At 66.4% G+C, this 18,034-nt stretch carries 14 protein-coding genes; 4 read left to right on the top strand and 10 right to left on the bottom strand.

All coding sequences use genetic code 11. The annotated features are described in order from the left end of the window. Positions 1-50 precede the first annotated feature (50 nt). From V7N12_RS07160 to V7N12_RS07150, 3 genes are all read right to left on the bottom strand, one after another. A complete protein-coding gene (locus V7N12_RS07160) occupies positions 51-494 on the bottom strand; it encodes a MaoC family dehydratase (protein ID WP_333713685.1) in 444 nt (147 codons plus the stop codon). A gap of 81 nt (positions 495-575) precedes the next feature. Further along, a complete protein-coding gene (locus tag V7N12_RS07155; RefSeq protein ID WP_333713684.1) occupies positions 576-1,451 on the bottom strand; it encodes a TIGR01459 family HAD-type hydrolase in 876 nt (291 codons plus the stop codon). A gap of 76 nt (positions 1,452-1,527) precedes the next feature. Then, positions 1,528-2,448, bottom strand: coding sequence for a manganese-dependent inorganic pyrophosphatase (locus V7N12_RS07150; protein WP_333713683.1), 921 nt, complete (start codon positions 2,446-2,448; stop codon positions 1,528-1,530). Between the two features lie 194 nt (positions 2,449-2,642). Between V7N12_RS07150 and V7N12_RS07145 the strand changes: the two genes are divergently transcribed. Next, positions 2,643-3,296, top strand: a complete 654-nt coding sequence (locus V7N12_RS07145; protein ID WP_333713682.1) for a DUF2161 domain-containing phosphodiesterase — start codon at positions 2,643-2,645, stop codon at positions 3,294-3,296. On the opposite strand, the gene V7N12_RS07140 is transcribed toward V7N12_RS07145, so the two are convergent. From V7N12_RS07140 to V7N12_RS07130, 3 genes are all read right to left on the bottom strand, one after another. After that, positions 3,293-4,288: a TraB/GumN family protein gene (locus tag V7N12_RS07140; RefSeq protein ID WP_333713681.1), complete on the bottom strand. Its 996-nt coding sequence runs from the start codon at positions 4,286-4,288 to the stop codon at positions 3,293-3,295. The two genes, V7N12_RS07145 and V7N12_RS07140, sit on opposite strands and share 4 nt — an antisense overlap. Before the next feature lie 79 nt (positions 4,289-4,367). Next, the gene (locus V7N12_RS07135; protein ID WP_333713680.1) at positions 4,368-5,372 is read right to left on the bottom strand and encodes a YcjF family protein; all 1,005 of its coding nucleotides are present in this window, start codon (positions 5,370-5,372) and stop codon (positions 4,368-4,370) included. Beyond that, positions 5,369-6,781, bottom strand: coding sequence for a YcjX family protein (locus tag V7N12_RS07130; protein ID WP_333713679.1), 1,413 nt, complete (start codon positions 6,779-6,781; stop codon positions 5,369-5,371). The genes V7N12_RS07135 and V7N12_RS07130 overlap by 4 nt, the downstream gene beginning before the upstream one ends. Positions 6,782-6,877: 96 nt before the next feature. On the opposite strand from V7N12_RS07130, the gene truA reads away from it, so the two are divergent. Beyond that, positions 6,878-7,645 (top strand): tRNA pseudouridine(38-40) synthase TruA, encoded by a 768-nt coding sequence (gene truA / locus V7N12_RS07125; RefSeq protein ID WP_333713678.1) that lies wholly within the window; start codon positions 6,878-6,880, stop codon positions 7,643-7,645. Here the strand turns inward: truA and V7N12_RS07120 are convergent. Both V7N12_RS07120 and V7N12_RS07115 read right to left on the bottom strand, forming a co-directional pair. Continuing rightward, positions 7,642-8,181 carry a DUF3726 domain-containing protein gene (locus tag V7N12_RS07120; RefSeq protein WP_333713677.1) on the bottom strand — a complete coding sequence of 180 codons (540 nt, stop codon included), beginning with the start codon at positions 8,179-8,181 and terminating at the stop codon, positions 7,642-7,644. The genes truA and V7N12_RS07120 overlap by 4 nt on opposite strands. Then, on the bottom strand, positions 8,157-9,806 hold the full coding sequence (locus V7N12_RS07115; RefSeq protein ID WP_333713675.1) for a hypothetical protein: 1,650 nt from the start codon (positions 9,804-9,806) through the stop codon (positions 8,157-8,159). The genes V7N12_RS07120 and V7N12_RS07115 overlap by 25 nt, the downstream gene beginning before the upstream one ends. 165 nt (positions 9,807-9,971) lie before the next feature. Between V7N12_RS07115 and V7N12_RS07110 the strand changes: the two genes are divergently transcribed. Next, positions 9,972-11,726 carry an autotransporter assembly complex protein TamA gene (locus V7N12_RS07110; RefSeq protein ID WP_333713674.1) on the top strand — a complete coding sequence of 585 codons (1,755 nt, stop codon included), beginning with the start codon at positions 9,972-9,974 and terminating at the stop codon, positions 11,724-11,726. Further along, positions 11,723-15,976: a translocation/assembly module TamB domain-containing protein gene (locus V7N12_RS07105; protein ID WP_333713673.1), complete on the top strand. Its 4,254-nt coding sequence runs from the start codon at positions 11,723-11,725 to the stop codon at positions 15,974-15,976. The genes V7N12_RS07110 and V7N12_RS07105 overlap by 4 nt, the downstream gene beginning before the upstream one ends. Positions 15,977-16,059: 83 nt before the next feature. Here the strand turns inward: V7N12_RS07105 and V7N12_RS07100 are convergent, their stop codons facing one another. Then, positions 16,060-17,067, bottom strand: a complete 1,008-nt coding sequence (locus tag V7N12_RS07100) for an oligopeptide/dipeptide ABC transporter ATP-binding protein (protein WP_333713672.1) — start codon at positions 17,065-17,067, stop codon at positions 16,060-16,062. Beyond that, entirely contained in the window at positions 17,067-18,032 is a 966-nt protein-coding gene (locus V7N12_RS07095; protein ID WP_333713670.1) for an oligopeptide/dipeptide ABC transporter ATP-binding protein, read from the bottom strand. Before V7N12_RS07095 ends, V7N12_RS07100 begins: the two co-directional genes overlap by 1 nt. Positions 18,033-18,034 lie beyond the last annotated feature (2 nt).

The following is an 18,034-nucleotide window of genomic DNA, read 5'->3' as shown; positions in this document are numbered from 1 at the left end:
GTCAAACTCGCTGCAACACGTATCTGGTTGAAGGTTTATGAGTCGGTGGCCTAGTCGAACTTGCGCGACGGGGCGAGCACCGTCGCCTCGCCCGCCAGGACGGTCTTGCCTTCGACGATGCAGCGCGTGTCCATCGTCACGCGGCGGCGGGAATGGTCGATGGCGGTCACCTCGACCTCGGCCAGCACCATGTCGCCGGGGCGGACGGGGGCAAGGAACTTGAGGTTTTGGCGCAGATAGACGGTGCCATGTCCGGGCAGTTGTTCGCCGATGACAGCCGAGACCAGACCGGCGGTCAGCATGCCATGCGCGATACGCCCGCCGAAGATCGTGTCGTGGGCGTATTCGTCGTCCAGATGCACCGGATTGCGGTCGGTGGACACCTCGGCAAAAAGCGCGATATCGCGGTCGGTGACCACCTTGCGGATCGACCGGACCATGCCGATTTCGATATCTTCGATGCAGATCGTTCCGCGTGGGGCGTTGTCCAGCATTGCATGCTCCGATGGGTAACAAAAAGTCCTGTGGTGACGGACTAGCGAAACTTTATTACCCTGTCAACCCGTGACGCCGGATCAGCGCAGATAGCCGATGGCGTAAGGCACGCTTATTTCATGGCGTGTCAAAAACCCGTCCAGCGCGGCTGGATCAGGTTGGCCGTTGGTCTTTGTCTCTTCTGCCGCCAAACCGCCGGTGATGAACAGCACGTCAAGGTCTTCCTGCAAACCGCCCGAGACATCCGTTCCGATTCCGTCTCCGATGGCGATGATACGCGGATCGGATGGCACATCTGTTAACGCAGAGAGCCTGCGGCGGGCGAGGTCGTAGATCGGCGGATGCGGCTTGCCGAAATAGAGGCTTTCGCCGCCCATCTCGGTGTAAAGCTGCGCCAGCGCACCGGCGCACCATTCGCGCACCTCGCCACGGTCGACGACGATATCGGGATTGGCGCAGAGCAGTTTGAGACCCTTCTGCTTGGCGTAAAGAAACTGCGAACGGTTCACATCCACATCCGCCAACGGATCGAAGGGGCCGCAGCAGACGATGCCTTCGGCCTGATCCAGCGGGACCTTTTGGATATCGACCGGATTTCCGATGATTTTCAAGGGCTTGAAAAAGTCGTCATCCCGCGGGCTTTCGCCCATGAACCAGACCTTCGCGCCCACGGCCCCGCGAAACATCGCCGCCCGCGCGCTGTCGCCCGAGGTGGCGATCGCGTCCCATGCATCCTCGGGGACGCCCATGTCGTGGATCTGGCGGGCGACTGAATCCCACGGTCGGGGCGAGTTGGTGACCAGCACCACCTTGCCGCCCTTTGCGCGGAAGCCCTGCATCGCGGCAACCGCTTCGGGGAAGGCCGCGATCCCGTTGTGCATACAGCCCCAGAGGTCGACGAAAGCCACGTCATACTGCCCCGAAATGTCAGCGAAAGAGTCGATAATCCGGGTCATCTGTTAACCTTTTTAGGGCAGCGGCATTACGTCGGCATCACGTCGGCAGAACGTCGGGCATGTTTGCACGGTCGGTTCAGGCGACCTTCAGGCTTGGGATGATCTGCTTTTTGCGGCTCATCACGCCGGGCAGGACCACGCTGTCGCCATCGACCTTCGCGTCAAAGCTTTTCTCGGCGACGGTCTTGGTCAGGTCGTTGGGGATCAGCATCGTGGCCTCTTCACGCAGGATATCGACGACGAAGAGAAGCACCTGATCGACACCGTCTTCCTCGGCGACCTTGGGCATGGTTTCCATCAACGAGGCCTTGCGGTCCAGCACGATCTGAGGCGCGGTGGTTTCCAGCACCGAGACACGGAACTTGGTGCCGTCGATTTCGTATTCCTTGCTGTCCATGCGCAAAAGCTCGGCATCGGAAAAAGCCGAGACATCGGATTTGGCGGCGAACATCTCGGTCGAATAGGCCGCGATATCGACGCCCAGATCGGCGGCCAGTTTCTCGGCCAGGTCCTTGTCCATCTCGGTCGTGGTGGGCGAGCGGAAGGCCAGCGTGTCCGACAGGATGCAGGACAGCATCAGACCCTTGATGCCCTCGGGCATGTGGTCGGCATGGGCGCCCATCATCTGGTGCATGATCGTCGCGGTGCAGGCCAGGGGGCGGATCGTGATATTGATCGGGCCCTTGGTTTCCAGCCCGCCGGCCAGTTTGTGGTGGTCGATGATCGCCAGAATATCGGCGTTGCCGACATTGGCGGGCAGTTCGGCGGGGTTGTTGGTGTCGACGATCACGCAAGACTGGTCGTCGTCGAGATCGGCGATCACCTCGGGCAGGGCGAAGCCCCAGCGATCGGCCACGAATTTGGCTTCGGTATTGGGGTCGCCCAGAAGGACGGCCTTGCTGTCGATCCCTGTGTGGTTGAGGAACCATTCCCAGATCAGGGGCGATCCGGTGCTGTCGGTATCGGGGGATTTGTGGCCGAAGATAAGGGTGGTCATGGGGTCTCTTTCGAATGGGTGCAGGCTTGGGCACTATATAGAAGCGGCTGCGCGCGGTGTCACCCCGTGGATTGGGGGCTTTGCCCCCGCCCCCCTGCGGGGGTCCCCCCCAGGATATTTTCGGGCCAATAATGATGCGAGAGTTCATCCAACGGGGCTTGTCGCATGAGCCGAGATCGGCTTGGCTGGGTCCGATGAAAGAAGCCGATCTTTACCCCCCTCTCAAGGCGCATCTTCAGGCGCAGGGCTATGCCGTCAAGGGCGAGGTCGGGGCGGCCGATATCGTCGCGCGGCGCGGCGATGAGATCGTGATCGTCGAGATGAAGACCGCCTTTTCCCTGTCGCTGTTCCATCAGGGGATCGAGCGGCTGGCGGTGACCGATGCGGTCTATCTGGCGGTGCCGGCGGGCGGGAAAGACAAGGCATTGAGGCGGAACGTCCAGCTTGCCCGCCGTGCGGGGCTGGGGGTGATGACCGTGCGCCTGCGTGACGGGCTGGTCGAGGTGCTGGCCGATCCGGGGCCTTACGCCGCGCGGCTGTCCAAGAAGAAGCGCAAGCGCCTGCTTGGGGCCTATGACCGCATGCAGGGCGATCCCAACGCCGGGGGTGCCACCCGCCATGGTCTGATCACCGGCTACCGGCAGGATGCGCTGCGCTGCGCAAGGTTTCTGGCGGTGCACGGGCCCTCCAGGGGCGCGGTGGTCAGGGACTGGGCCGAAGTGCCGGATGCCACGCGGATCATGCGTGACGATCATTACGGCTGGTTCCGCAAGGTGGCCCTTGGCACCTATGCGCTGACCGACAAGGGGCGGCAGGGGCTGGCCGACTATGGCGACGTCGAGACCTAGGGAAAGCGGCTGATTGTCCAGCCTTCGTCTTCCAGCAGTTGCAGGATTCCCAGCTCGCCGATCAGATGGGCGGCCCCGACGGCGACGACGATATCGTCATGGTCTGCCGTGGCCTCGGTGATGACGGGGATCCAGTTGCGGTTGCGGGTGAAGAGCAGCGCCTCTTCCATCTCGGTGAACATCGCCTGACCTTCCTCGGGGTCGATCCCGGGCACATCGGACATCGCGATCCGGCCCATTTCCCACAGGCGGCCCACGTCCTCGGCGAAGTAACGGTCCAGCATCGCGACGAACATCGCGCTTTGCATATCGGGGGCCAGCATGTTGATGCGGAGCATGTCGATCTGCGCGTCGATGGGGGCTTCATCGAAGAGCCCGAAGAGCGTGTCGAAGGGTTCGATCGCCATGACCGGCACGCCCGCCGCTTCGGCATCGGATGCGATCATCTTGTCGAGACCGGTGGCCCCGTCGATCAGATCGTCCATCGCGCAAGGCGGCACCGACAAGAGCAGCGACAGATACCAAGGCTGCATCTTGGCGGCCATGAAACCGGGGATGCTGCGCTGGCTGGCGGCATCGGCAAGCTGCGCCCATGTCTCTTCGTCCAGCAGTTCGGGCAGGGTGGGGCCGTCCACGATGAAGATCAGCCCGGGATTGGTGGTGATCAGGTCGCGAAGTTGCTGTTCTTCGGTCGCGGTGGCCTCGAGGATCACCAGATCGGCCCCTTGCACATCGGCCGACACGCGGGCGCGGATGCTTTCCAGCCGCGGGTCGTAGATGTGCATCGTGCCGACGATGGTCAGCCTGTCGTCGCCGCGGGTCGCGGAATAGGTCAGCCCTTCGCCATATGGCAAGGCGTCGACAACCTGCGCCAGTTGGTCAAGTTGGTCGTCCGACATGGTGTCCAGATAGCTTTCGCCGACGCAAAGCGCCGAGGCGGGGGCGGCAAGGCCGGCAAGCAGCGTGGCGGTGGCAAGGGCGCGTCTGATCATCAAATGTCTCCGGTTGTCATGACTGACAGTTAAGGACGAAGCGTCCCGGGTCAAACCCTGCTGGCGTGGTTTTGACGATTCATGCGCCGGCCTGGCCGTCGGTCTTGCCGAAGAGCCCCCGCAAGGCCCGCGAGACCAAGGCGCTGACGCTGGGCTTGCCTGCGACATGAAACGGCAGCGGGCGGCAGACCTCTATCGCGGCGATGCCGACACGGGCGGTCAGCGCGCCGTTCACGACCCCCTCGCCGAAGCGGCGCGAGACCTTCGAGATCACGCCACCCCCTGCGACCGAACTGATCAGATCATCGCCGACAGCGACGGCCCCGGTCGCCACCAGATGCGCCAGCACCGTGCGCGTCAGCCGCCAACTGCCAAGGGTGCCGGCGCGCCCGCCGTAGATCTCGGCGATCCGGCGGATCATCCGCAGGTTCGCGGTCAGGGCGACGAACACATCCGCCAGCGCCAGCGGGACAACCGCGGTGACGGTGGCGACCTGACGGGCGGCGGCCTCGATCTCGATCCGCGCGCGGGCGTCGAGGGGCGCGAGGATGGTGGTTTCCGCCAGTCCCAGCAGCGCGTCCGCGTCAAGAACATCGGCCTGCCGCTCTGCCAGGGCGGCCCGGCCCCAGCTTGTGTCCTCGCGCTTGGCATAGAGCGCCGTGACCTCGCCCAGGACGCGCCGCGCGGCGTCAAGGTCTTCGGTCGCGATCGCTTCGGATGCGTGGTGCTGGATGCGGTCGAGCTTGCGCAACCGGCCGAAGGCGGCAACTTCGCGGATGGCAATGATCGCCAGCACGAAAAGCAGCAGCACCGTCAGCACGGTCGCGATGCCGCCAAGGATCGGCGCGCGCGCCAGCAGGCCGGTCACGTAATCCCATGTCGCCAGCGTCACGATAAAACCGGTGAGGGACAGCAAAAGCCCCCAGAACCACCGCGCCAGAGGTGACGGGCGGCGTGCGGCGATGGCGGCGACCCGTTGCATCGCGGCATCTTGCGGGGTGTCCACCTCGGGCACGGCGGGGGCCAGATGCGGCGCGGGCTGTGCGTCGTCGTCGATCTCGATCAGGACGGGGCCTTTGGTCATAGCCGGTCCCCCAGCAGGAATTGCGCGGCCTTGTCCAGCCGGATATGCGGCGGCCCCTCGCCGGTGCGCCGCGTCATCGGCGCGGGGGCGAAGCGCATGATGCTGTAATCGCCGTCCAGCCATTTGTCCTGTCCCGCCCGCGCGGGCGACAGCAGGTGCGACGGATCGGCGGGCAGTTCACCGGGGTAGAAGGCCGCCTGCTTGCCGGTATCGAGCAAGCGCCCGCGCACCACGTCCAGCGTGCTGCCCTTGTGGTCGATCCGGTCCTCGACCGTGGTGCGCAGGGCGGCGATGGCCATGGCTTGCGTCTTGGCCCCGGCGAAATCGGCGCGGTCCTTCGCCTCGCGCAGCAGGGCCGTCGTGATCGCGGTCAGTTGCGGGTGCTGGCTGTGGTGCAGGTGGTCGGCCTTGGTCGCCGCAAAGAGGATGCGTTCCACCCGCTTGCCCTGAAAGATGCGCGTCAGGAAATCGTTCCGCCCCACGCGGAAAGCCGAGAGGATGCCCGCCATCGCCGCACGCAGGTCGTCCAGCGCGGCAGGCCCCGCATGGATCGCCCCCAGCACATCCACCAGCACGATCTGCCGGTCGATCCGCGAAAAGTGGTCACGAAAGAACGGCCGCACCACGTTGCGCTTGTAGCTTTCATAGCGCCGCGCGCATTCGGCCCCCAGCGACCCGCGCGGGTAATTGCCCGCAGGCAGCGGCGCGAAGGTCAGAACAGGTGATCCCGCCAGATCACCCGGCATCAGGAACCGCCCCGGCGAGCAATCCGAAAACCCCGCCTCGCGCGATTTGCGCAGGTGTTCGGTATAGCGGTCGGCCAGCGCCTGTGCCTCGGCCTCGTCCAGTTTTGCCGTCGGGTCGAGACCTGCGATCAGGGCGGCATAGTCCGCCCCGCCCGGTCGCCGTTCGGCGCGGGCCAAGGCGGCGGCGGACCAGTCGGCATAGCTGAGGTCCAGCAATGACAGATCCAAGAGCCACTCGCCGGGGTAATCCACGATGTCGATATGGACCGTCCGCGCGCCCGAGATGGTGCCAAGCAAGCCCTGCGGCCGCACCCGCAGCGACAGGCGCAGTTCGCTGATCGACCGCGTGCCCTCGGGCCAGTGCGGGTCCGGCGCGGTCAGCGCGTGCAGATGCGTCTCGTAAGGGAAGCGCGGGATCGTGTCGTCGGGTTGCGGTTGCAGATAGGCGGCCTCGATCGCGCCCTTGGCTGCGGCCTCGAGCTGGGGCATCCGCCCGCGATCCATCAGGTTCGCCACCAGCGAGGTGATGAAGACCGTCTTGCCCGCGCGCGACAGACCGGTGACGCCCAGCCGGATCACCGGATCGGTGAAAGGCGCGGCAAGTGTCTCGCCCATACCGGTGACGGTGCGGCTGATCTGGTCGGCGATACTGGCGATGACCAATGTGAATTCCTTTGACTTGGCTTGTCTGAAGATAGGTGCAGGCCCGTGGGATGTGTAGGGATTGATTTCGCCCAAGGCTGCCCCTAAGCCCTTGGCATGCCCCGCTATGCCCTTCTTGTCGAATATGATGGCGCCCCCTTCGCGGGCTGGCAGCGCCAGAAGGACCAGCCGTCGGTGCAGGGCGCGATCGAGGCCGCGCTGGCCAAGCTGGAACCGCGCGACCACACCATCGCCGCCGCAGGCCGCACGGACGCGGGCGTTCATGCGACAGGGCAGGTCGCGCATTGCGATCTGGCGCGTGACTGGGACCCGTTCCGCCTGTCCGAGGCGCTGAACTACCACCTCAAGCCCGATCCCGTGGCGATCCTGAAGGCGGCGCAGGTCGATGACGACTGGCACGCAAGGTTCAGCGCGATCGAGCGCCAGTATCTGTTCAAGCTGATCACCCGCCGCGCGCCCCTGACGGTCGAGGCGGGGCAGATGTGGCGGGTCAATCACGCGCTTGATCTTGATGCGATGCGGGAAGGCGCAAACTACCTTCTGGGCGAGCATGATTTCACGACCTTCCGGTCCACGATCTGTCAGGCCAAAAGCCCTGTCAAAACGCTCGACTCATTGCGGATCGAGGCCCACCCCCGCCCGTATGGCACCGAATACCATTTCCACGTCCGCGCGCGGTCCTTCCTGCACAATCAGGTGCGCAGCTTCGTGGGGACATTGGAACGGGTCGGCGCGGGGGCATGGCGGCCCGAAGACGTGAAGGCGGCACTTGCGGCCCGTGACCGCGCCGCCTGCGGTCCTGTCAGCCCGCCGATGGGGCTTTATCTGGCGCGGGTGGGTTACCCTGACGATCCCTTCGCCTAGTCGTTGTCGGTCAGCCCCGCCCCGGCACCTGTGCTGCGCGAGGTCTCGCTTTCCGGCACATAGGTTTTCGCGGCCAGTCCCATCCAGACGTCCCAATCCTGTGCAGGCACCGTCACGGGCCCCGGCTTGGCGGGCAGCACCTCGCTGTCGCCGCGCCGGATCGTGCAGCCTTCCCACCACAAAGGCACGCCCTGCACCGCCATTGCCGCGCCGATATAGGCGCTGTGGTCCGCTTTCGCGAAGGTGACGCTGTCATAGCCCATGCGGAAGGCGTCGCAGATCACCGGTGCGATCATCGCGGCGCTGCCGCTGAGGGTGACATGGCTGTCCTGCCATCTTGCCTGCACCTCGGTCACGGGTTCCTGCAAGGCGCGCGTGATCACGGCGGCCTCGCCCCTAATCCCCATCAGATAGCTTGCCACCCGCGCCAGATCCTCGGCCTGTCCCAGCGGCAGGCCCGCGCCCCGTGCCGCCTTCAGCACCGTGCTTTGGACTTCGTTCAGCGACAGCATCAGAAGGTCGTCACCGGCAGCCACCAGTCATCGGCAGTGGCAAGCTCATCGAAGAGAGGCGCGCCCTGACACAGCGTGATGCGGGTCCAGCGGTCGGACTTGGGGTCGAACTTGGCCGCGCCGAAGAAGGCCAGCTTGCAGCGCAGGATGTCGATGGGCAGGCAGTCGGCGCCGATCAGGTTGTCGCGGATCTCGGCGTAAGGATGCCGCGCCAGCGTCTGCACCCGCCGTGCAGCGGCGCGGTGCGCGGGGTGATCGGCCAGAAAGCGGCCCAATGGTGTCGCATCGTCGGGCAGGTCGCCCGCCAGCGCCTTGACCCGCCGCGCGATGTCGAGGGGGCTTTCCAGATCGGCCCCCTCTTCGGTGTGGCGATTGCCAAGGCGCGGTTCCAGCTTGGCCTCCGAGACATACCAGAACCGCGCACAGCCTTCGGTGCAGTCATAATCGGTCGCGCAGGCCCAGTCCCAATCCTGCGCGATCAGGGCCGCAAGGTCCGCGCAGGTCATCGTCGGGTCCAGCACAGGGACGAAGGGCGTCGCCATGCAGTCGGTCAGCCCGTCGATCAGGTCTCCGAAACGTTCCAGCAGCAGTGCCGCGATCAATTCCTGCGTATCGACCGAGAATTGCGCGCTTTGGGTGATGATCCGGTCGATGGGATCAGGGCCGGTCATCATCTCGGGTGTCAGCGTGCCGGCGAAGACGGGCCACTCGGCGCGCATCGTGGCGATCCGTTTGGCGGCGATGGTATCCGGCACCTCCCATCCGGCAAGATGGCCGGCGGCGCGGGTCACCAGATCGTAGATCCGTCCGATCTGATCGGCCTCGAGCGTCGGGATCGCCCGCACCCGCGCGATGGCGGTCTCGCGCACCTGCATCCAGGCATCCAGAAGCAGCGGGTGGTTCACAAGGAAGGGCGCCATGCCCAGCCCGGTGGCATTGCCGATCCCCAGATGCCGCTTGGCGGCGCGCGACAGGGGCGCACCGGCGATATGTTCGGCCAGATCGTGGGTAAAGCCGCGGATCAGCCAGACCGTCAGCATCTCGGCCATGAAGGGACCCGACATCCCCGGACGGTCCGCGATATGGGCGCGGTCGGCAATGCCGAACTTGCCGTTGCCGTAGACGGCGGTGGTGCGCATCAGATAGCCGGTCTCGCGGATCTTCGCGGGGTCGGGCTGGCGGCCCGCCTTCAGGGCCGAGACCGCATGATCAAAGAGCCGCACCGACTTGTTCGCGCGGCTAAGGACCAGGTCGCGGGCGGTGTAGCGGGCGGCCTCTTGCCGTGGGGCCGCCGCGACGATCCGCGCGATCTCGGCGGCATCGGGGATGCCGTCATAAAGCACGTAGGTCGTATCCCAGGCCGTCGCGATCACACGGTCCGTGCGCTGGTCTGCGGGCAGGTCGGTCGAGACGGCGACCAGCGTGTAATCATGGCCGCCCAAACCGACCTGATAGGTGGCATGGCCGAAACCGTCGGGCGACATCTGCCAGACCGGTCGCGTGACCTGCGATCCTTCGACGGCCAACCGGCGCAGCAGGGTGGGCAGGAACGACAGCCGCGTCGGAAAGGCGGCCCCCATCCGGCGCAGGCGCATCACCTTCTCGGGTGAGCGAAGCGGTTTCCGGGCCGGTGTCGCGAGATCTTTCATGCCGCAAACCGTAGCGCGGCAGAGGGCCATCGCCTAGCCGGAATCCGCGAAGGCAAACATATGTGAGTGGCCATTTCCGCCATCGCGCCCTATCCTTGACCAGATGACGATGCGGATACAGGGTGGGACCTTATGCAACGGCGACTAGCGAAGGTCTGCGGGCTGATGTCCGCGTTCTGTCTGGGTGCGGCACCCGTCTGGGCACAGGATGTGCGGCTCGAGGCCGAGACCGCGCGCGGTGCGTTGAACGCGGCCTCGCTGTTGCGCGCGCTCGAGGATGACGCCGCGCCGCAGGACTATATCGCCGCCGCCCGTGCCGACTACCGTCGCCTGCTGACGGCGCTTTATGCGGCAGGATATTACGGCGGGACGGTCTCGATCACCGTGGACGGGGCCGAGGCGGCGGGGCTGTCTCCGCTGGCCGCCCCCGACCGGATCGAGACCATCGTGATCAGCGTCGATGCGGGGCCACGGTTCACCTTCGGCGATGTGCGCCTGTCGCCTCTGCCGCCGGGCACGGAAATCGCGGCCGACCTCGGCCCGCGTCAACCTGCGCGTTCCGGCGTCATCGAGGATGCCGTGGTGGATGTGGCCGGTGCGTGGCGCGATCTGGGTTACGCCAAGGTCGCGGTCGAAAGCCAGCGGATCACCGCGCGCCATGCCGACGAGAAACTCGACGTCGCGGTCGCGCTGAACACCGGCCCGCGCCTGACCTTCGGGCCGCTTGGCGTCTCGGGGAACCGCGTGGTCAGTGACGACCGGATCCGCCAGATCGCGGGACTGCCTGTCGGCGCGGTCTTTTCACCCGCCGAGATCGCCCGCGCCGAACGTCGCCTGCGCCGGACGGGCACCTTCGACAGCGTGTCGTTCAGTGAGGCCGACCAGATCGGCCCCGGCGATACCCTGCCGATCACCGCCCTTGTGTCCGAGGCGCGGCCGCGCCGCATCGGGTTCGGGATCGAACTGGCGACCATCGAGGGGCTCAGCCTGTCCAGTTTCTGGCTGCACCGCAATTTGCTTGGCGGGGCCGAGAGGTTCCGTGCCGATGCCAAGATCGGGGGTATCGCAGGCGAGACGGGCGGGATCGACTATTCTCTGGGCGGCAGTTTCACCCGTCCGGCGGTCTTCGGGCCGGATACCGACTATTTCCTGACGGGCGAGATTTCGCGTGAGGACGAGCCCGACTTCCTGATCGACAAGATCGCGCTCGAGACGGGGTTCTCGCGGATCATCAGCGAGGACCTGACCGTCCGCGCAGGCATCGGCCTGCTGCGCGCCCGCGAAGAAACCGCGATCGAGACCCGGTCCTATACGCTTTTGACCCTGCCGCTGGCGGCCACGCTTGACCGGCGCGACAGTGTCACCGATGCCCGCGAAGGATATTACATCGACCTTTCCGCGACGCCCTTCATCAGCACCGATGGCGCGATTGCCGGTGCGCGGCTCTTCGGCGACCTGCGCGGCTATTTGACCTTGGGCGACGAACAGCGCCTGACCCTTGCCGGACGCGGGCAGGTGGGCAGCGTGCTGGGGGCCAGTATCACCGAGGCGCCGGCGGATTTCCTGTTCTACTCGGGCGGGGGCGGCACGGTGCGCGGGCAACCCTATCAGGCGCTGGGCGTCGAGACCATGCAGGGGATGGATGTTGTGACCACCGGCGGCACCTCGTTCATCGGGGCCGAGCTTGAGGCACGCTATCTGATCCGCGAGAATATCTCGCTTGTGGGGTTCTACGACATCGGCCACGTGGGCGAGACCGCGACCCCCGCAGAAGGTGGTGACTGGCATGCGGGCACCGGCCTTGGCGTGCGTTACAACACCGGCATCGGGCCGATCCGTCTGGATATCGGCACGCCCGCTTCGGGCGACAACGCCTTCGGCGAAGTTCAGATCTACATCGGCATAGGACAGGCATTTTGAGACGGTTTCTGATCATCGCGGTGGCACTGACGCTGACCACCTTCGCGAACGCCCAGACCGAGGACGAAGACAAGGGCTATCTGACACGGCTGTTGCAGGATAGCCTGTCGGGCGCGGGGCGCGAGGTGAACATCATCGGCTTCGCCGGTGCGCTGAGTTCCGAGGCGACCATCGCCGAGATGACGATTGCCGACACCGAAGGCGTCTGGCTGACCCTGCGGGACGTCGTGATGACGTGGAACCGTCGTGCCTTGTTTCGTGGCGCGATCGACGTCCGGCAACTGCGTGCAGCCGAAATCGTCGTCTCCCGCCCCCCCATCGCCGAGCCAAGCACTGGCCCCAGCCCCGAGGCGCAGCCTTTCAGCCTGCCGGAACTGCCCGTCAGCGTGTCCTTGGGCGCGCTGGCGATCGACAGGGTCTCGCTCGGTCCCGATTTTCTGGACGAGCCGCTGGATTTTTCGCTGACCGGCAGCGCCTCGCTTTCGGGTGGCGAAGGGGAGGCCGATATCACCGCCACGCGGCTGGGCGGTCAGACCGGCATCTTCGCCTTTGCGGGCTCTTATGCCAATGCAACCCGCGAGCTGGGCGTGCTTTTGCGGCTTGAGGAAGGCGATGACGGGATCGCCGCGCGGCTGCTGGGCCTGCCCGGGCGGCCCTCGGTCCGGCTCGAGGTGGCGGGGAATGCCCCGCTGGATGATTTCGCCGCGACCCTTGCGCTGGCCACGGCGGGCGAGGACCGGCTGAGGGGTGATTTCACGCTGGCCAGTCAGGACGGCGGCAGCCGCGCAAGCCTTGATATCAGCGGCGATGTCTCGCCCCTGTTCGAACCGGCCTACCGCGTGTTCTTCGGCGACAGCGCCAGCCTGCGGGCCGAGGTGATCACCGGTGCCAATGGCAGCGTCAACGTGCCGGTGCTGGCCCTGGATGCGGGCCGCGTCACGCTGGACGGGCAGGTGCGGCTGGGGGCGGGCGGCTGGCCGGAACTGATCGACCTTGAAGGCGGCATCACGCCGCTGGGCAACCAGCCGGTGCTTTTGCCACTGGCGGGGCCGCCGACCTTTGTGGAAGGGCTGGATATCGATGTGGCCTATGACGTGGCCGTCTCGGACGATTGGCGCGCGGATATCACCTTGGGCGGGTTCGCCCGGCCGGGCCTCTCGATCGCCGAGGTCGGGATCACTGGCGGCGGGCTGATCCGGCCCGCGCAGGCGGGTGCTGTGCCCGCTTTCACCGCGCAACTGGCCTATGCCGCCCGAGGTCTGCGCCTCGACGATGCCGCCGCGCAAGAGGCGCTGGGCGATGAGATCAGCGGCGTTCTGGTGGCCGCGCGCGAAAGCGGAGACGTCACCGAGATTTCGCAACTGACCATCGACGGCGCGGGGCTGCGGCTGGCGGCCAATGCGACGATTGCGGGCGCGGATGCAGGCTTTGCCACAGAGGCCGAGGTCACGGCGGGCATCGACGGGTTGGCGCGATTCTCGACCCTTGCAGGGCGCGAGATCGCGGGCGGGGCCGAGGTGGATATCACCGCATTGGCCACGCCGCTGGAAGGGACCTTCGATGTGACCATCGCGGGGCTGACCCGCGATCTGGCCATCGGCATCCCCGAGGCGGACCGCCTGCTGGAAGGGCAGGGCGACATCGCCTTGCAGGTCGTGCGCGATGCGGCCGGCACCCGGCTGGAAAGCCTGACCGTGGCGACGGCGGCGGCACAGCTCGAGGCCTCGGCCGATCTGACCAGCAACGGGGCGGATGCGACATTCGCGGCGCGGCTGGCGGAACTGGGCATGGTGCTGCCCGATCTGACCGGTCCGGCCAGCGTCTCGGGCGATGTCTCGCAGGACGCGGACGGGGTGGTCGGCTTCGACGTGGTTGCGAGCATCCCCGAAACCGACGTCACCGCAACCGGCACGATGGACACCGCAGGCGCCCCCGTGATCCGCGCCGCCATTACGGCGGATGCGCGCAACCTTGGCCGGTTCGCGGCCATCGCGGGCATCCCGCTTTCGGGGGCCGTGACCCTGCAAGCCGAGGGCGAGGTGCAGACCGAAGGGATGCTCTTCGATGTGACCCTCGACACAAGGACCAGCGACCTTGCCATCGGGCAGGACCGTCTCGATCCCTTCCTTGCCGGTCCGGGGCGGATCGCGGGCGCTTTCCGCCGCACAGGGGCCGAGGCCTTCGGGTTCGACGGTCTGTCCATCACCACCAATGCCGCACGGATCGCGGGCAGCGCCGATCTGACCCTGCGGGGCAGCAATACTGCCGATCTGCGGATGACGGTCAACGACGCGGCTTTGCTCGACCCCAGCCTGTCGGGACCGATCAGGGCCAGCCTGGTTGCCGCGCCCGCACCGTCTGATGCGACCCGCGCGGTCATGTCGCTGAATGGCGCCGAGACCCGCCTGTCCGCCGATGTGGTCGTCGCAGGCCCCGACGCGGGGCGCGAGATCACCGGCAGCATCAACGCCGAGATCGCGCGCCTTGCCGCCTTTGCCGATCTGGCGGGGCGCAATATCGCGGGCAGTCTGGACCTGACCGCCGCGGGCCGTGTGATGCCCGACCTCAGCCTGCTGGAGACGCAGGTCAGCCTGCGCAGCGAAGACTTGCGGACAGGGATCGCGGGACTTGACCCGCTGCTGGCGGGGACGGGCCGGATCAATGCCGATATCGCCCTGCTTGACGGTGTGCTGGGCGTCAGGACGCTGGAGGTTTCGACCCGCGAGGTGTCCATCGTCGCCGCGCTGAACGGGGCGCAGGGTTTCGGGCAGGGGCGGTTCAACGCCAGCTTGCGCGATGTCGGCGTGCTGACCGATCAGATCAGCGGGCCGGTGCGCGCGACGGGCAGCGCCTCGCTGGACGAGGCGGGCAACTGGGGGGTCGATGCGACGGGCACGGGACCGGGCGGTCTGTCGGCGGCGATCGTGGGGACATATAACGCCGACGGGACGCTGAATGTCGATGTGGACGGCAGCGCGCCCCTGGCGCTGGCCAATGCCGCGATCGATCCGCGCCGCCTGAGCGGGCAGGCGAATTTCGATCTTGCGATCAACGGCCCGCCTGCGCTGACATCGCTTGGCGGACGGGTGACCTTCACTGACGGACGGCTGGCCGCGCCGACCCTGGGACAGGCGCTGAGCGGTATCGGCGGGGCGATCAACATCGCTGCGGGCCGCGCGCAGGTCGATCTTTTCAGCGCGGTCGAGGCGGGCGGCAGACTGGCGATCAACGGGGGTATCGGGCTGACAGCCGGCAATCAGGCCGACCTTGCGGTCACGCTGGAGAACGTGATCTTCCGCGATCCCGACCTTTACCGGACCAGCGTGGACGGGCGCATCACGATCAACGGACCGCTTGCGGGCGGCGCGCGTATCGCGGGCACGCTGGACCTTGGGCAGACCGATGTGCAGGTGCCCTCGTCTTCTGTCAGCAGTCTGGGTGCCCTGCCGGATGTGACCCATGTCGGGGCCTCGGCCGATGTGCGCCGGACCCTTGCGCGCGCAGGGGTGCTTGCCGAGGCGGCGGCAGCGGCCGCGGCGCCGCCGTCGCGGCCTTTCCCGCTGGACCTGACGATCAACGCGCCCTCGCGGATCTTCATTCGCGGACGGGGGCTGGATGCGGAACTGGGCGGCAGCCTGCGGATCGGCGGGACAACCGCGGATGTGATGCCGGTCGGGCAGTTCAGTCTGGTGCGCGGGCGTATCGACATCCTGCAACAGCGCTTTGCCCTGACCGAGGGTATCGCAAGCCTTCAGGGGAGTTTCGAGCCCTTTCTGCGGCTGGTCGCCAATACGACATCCAATACCGGCACGGTGATCAGCATCATCGTCGAAGGCCCGGCGGGCGCGCCCGAGGTGCGTTTCGAATCCGTTCCGCAGCTTCCGCAGGACGAGGTGCTTGCCCAGCTGATCTTCGGTCGCGACTTGCAGAACATCAGCGCCTTGCAGGCGGTGCAACTGGCCGCGGCGATCAACACGCTGGCGGGGCGTGGCGGCGATGGCGTGCTGTCGCGATTGCGCTCGAACATCGGGCTGGATGATTTCGATGTGACGACCGACGAAGAGGGCAACGCCGCCGTGCGGGCGGGGGCCTACCTGTCGGAGAATGTCTATACGGATGTGACCGTCAACACGGTCGGCGATACAGAGATCAACCTCAACCTCGACATCACCTCCGAGATCACCGCCAAGGGCAGCCTCGATCAGGATGGCCGGACCAGTGTGGGCGTCTTCTTCGAGCGGGATTATTGAGGGGCGCTGATGATTGGGGGCTTTGCCCCCGTCCCCTGCGGGGACTCCCCCAGGATATTTTCGGGCCAATAATGACAGGGCGTCTACGCGTTGACCGCGAGCACGTGTTCGGTTTCGTGGTAGGGGCAGGCGACCAGATGGTTGCCGCCGATATCGGTCAGCGCGGGAACGGAATCGGCGCAAGAGGCTTGCGCCTTGGGGCAGCGGGTGCGGAAGACGCAGCCCGAGGGCGGGGATAGCGGCGAGGGCAGTTCGCCCTCGAGGATCAGGCGGGGCCGTGCCTTTTCCAGCACCGGATCGGGGATCGGGACAGAGGCGATCAGCGCCTGCGAATAGGGGTGTTCCGGCATTGTCGTCAGCTTGCGCGCCTCGGCGGTTTCCATCACGCGCCCGAGGTAAAGCACCAGCACGCGGTCGCTGATATGTTTCACCACGCTGAGGTCGTGCGCGATGAAGATCATCGACAGCCCCATGTCGCGCTGCAGTTCCATCAGAAGGTTGATCACCTGCGCCTGCACCGAGACATCCAGCGCCGAGACGGGTTCGTCGCAGATGATCAGCCTGGGGCCGAGGATCAGGGCGCGCGCGATGCCGATGCGCTGGCACTGGCCGCCCGAGAATTCATGCGGGTAGCGGTTGATCAGGTTCGGCAGCAGGCCCACGCGTTCCATCAGCGCTGCGACGCGTTTCTTGACGTCCTTGCGCGGGGTGTTCGGTTCGTGGGTGATCAGCGGTTCGGCGATGATCTCGCCCACGGTCATGCGCGGGTTGAGCGCGGCCAGCGGGTCCTGAAAGATCATCTGCACGTCGCGGCGGTGCACACGGCGCTGGCGGGGGTCCATATTCGCAAGGTCCGCGCCTTCGAACATGATGGTCCCGCCCGAGGTCGGGATGGTGCCGACGATGGCGCGGGCGAGGGTCGATTTGCCCGAACCGGATTCCCCGACGATGCCGAGACATTGGCCGCGGGCCAGATCGAAAGACACCTCGGAGACGGCATAGAGCTTGGCGGGCGGGGTCCAGGGCCAGGCGCCCTGCGGGCGCACATCGAAGGTGACCGACAGGTCGCGGACGGAAAGCAGCGGGTCCATCACGCGACCTCGCTGACCGGCAGATGACAGGCGCGGCGGCGGTTCGCCTTTGCTTCAAGCGCGGGTCTTTCGGTGCGGCAGTTGTCCATCTGTTGGGCGCAGCGGGGCGAGAAGGGGCAACCGGGGGGCAGGTGCGACATATCGGGGGGCTCGCCCGCGATGGTGGCGAGTTCGCCCTGTTCCTGATCCAGACGCGGCACCGCTTTCAGCAACCCGCTGGTGTAGGGATGCGAGGGGTCGGCGAAGATGTCGGTGGTCGGCCCTTCTTCCATGATCTGCCCGCCATACATCACCAGCGTCCGGTCGCAGAAGCCCGCGACGATGCCGAGGTCATGGGTGATCAGGATCACGGCGGTGCCGAATTCCGCGCGGATATCCCCCAGAAGGGCCATGATCTGCGCCTGCACGGTCACATCCAGCGCCGTGGTCGGTTCGTCCGCGATCAGCAGGCGCGGCTGGCACAGAAGCGACATCGCGATCATGATCCGCTGCCGCATCCCGCCCGAGAATTCATGCGGGAACATGGTGATCCGCGCCCTGGCGTCGGGGATGCGCACGGCGTCCAGCATCCTTGCGGCCTCGGTGATCGCGGCGGATTTTCCCAGACCCTTGTGCAGCATCAGGACTTCGGCCATCTGCTCGCTGACGCGCAGGTAGGGGTTCAGCGAGGTCATCGGGTCCTGAAAGATCATCGCCATGTCCTTGCTGCGGATCCTGTTGAGCTGGCTCTGGCCCATCCCGAGCAATTCCTGCCCGTCGAATTTGGCCGATCCTGTCGCCGCGCCGTTCTTGGCCAGCAGGCCCATCACGGCAAAGGCGGTCTGGCTTTTGCCCGACCCGCTTTCGCCGACGATCGCCAGCGTCTCGCCCTTGTCCACGCCGAAGCTGACGCCGTTGACCGCATTCACCGGCCCGTCGTTGGTCCGGAAGGTGACCGCGAGGTTTTCGATCTGCAACAGGGTCATCG

The sequence above is a fragment of the Yoonia sp. genome (assembly GCF_036770585.1).
Taxonomy (GTDB): Bacteria; Pseudomonadota; Alphaproteobacteria; order Rhodobacterales; family Rhodobacteraceae; genus Yoonia.
The sequence above is the reverse complement of the archived record's forward strand: the minus strand, read 5'-3'. Positions and strand labels throughout refer to the sequence as shown.

Bases quoted from the DNA above. Each gene is read 5' to 3' on its own strand.
- V7N12_RS07145 (WP_333713682.1), top strand. From the start codon at position 2,643: ATGAAAGAAGCCGATCTTTACCCCCCTCTCAAGGCGCATCTTCAGGCG.
- V7N12_RS07115 (WP_333713675.1), bottom strand. From the start codon at position 9,806: ATGAAAGATCTCGCGACACCGGCCCGGAAACCGCTTCGCTCACCCGAG.
- V7N12_RS07110 (WP_333713674.1), top strand. From the start codon at position 9,972: ATGTCCGCGTTCTGTCTGGGTGCGGCACCCGTCTGGGCACAGGATGTG.
- truA (WP_333713678.1), top strand. From the start codon at position 6,878: ATGCCCCGCTATGCCCTTCTTGTCGAATATGATGGCGCCCCCTTCGCG.
- V7N12_RS07150 (WP_333713683.1), bottom strand. From the start codon at position 2,448: ATGACCACCCTTATCTTCGGCCACAAATCCCCCGATACCGACAGCACC.
- V7N12_RS07140 (WP_333713681.1), bottom strand. From the start codon at position 4,288: ATGATCAGACGCGCCCTTGCCACCGCCACGCTGCTTGCCGGCCTTGCC.
- V7N12_RS07095 (WP_333713670.1), bottom strand. From the start codon at position 18,032: ATGACCCTGTTGCAGATCGAAAACCTCGCGGTCACCTTCCGGACCAAC.
- V7N12_RS07155 (WP_333713684.1), bottom strand. From the start codon at position 1,451: ATGACCCGGATTATCGACTCTTTCGCTGACATTTCGGGGCAGTATGAC.
- V7N12_RS07100 (WP_333713672.1), bottom strand. From the start codon at position 17,067: ATGGACCCGCTGCTTTCCGTCCGCGACCTGTCGGTCACCTTCGATGTG.
- V7N12_RS07135 (WP_333713680.1), bottom strand. From the start codon at position 5,372: ATGACCAAAGGCCCCGTCCTGATCGAGATCGACGACGACGCACAGCCC.
- V7N12_RS07160 (WP_333713685.1), bottom strand. From the start codon at position 494: ATGCTGGACAACGCCCCACGCGGAACGATCTGCATCGAAGATATCGAA.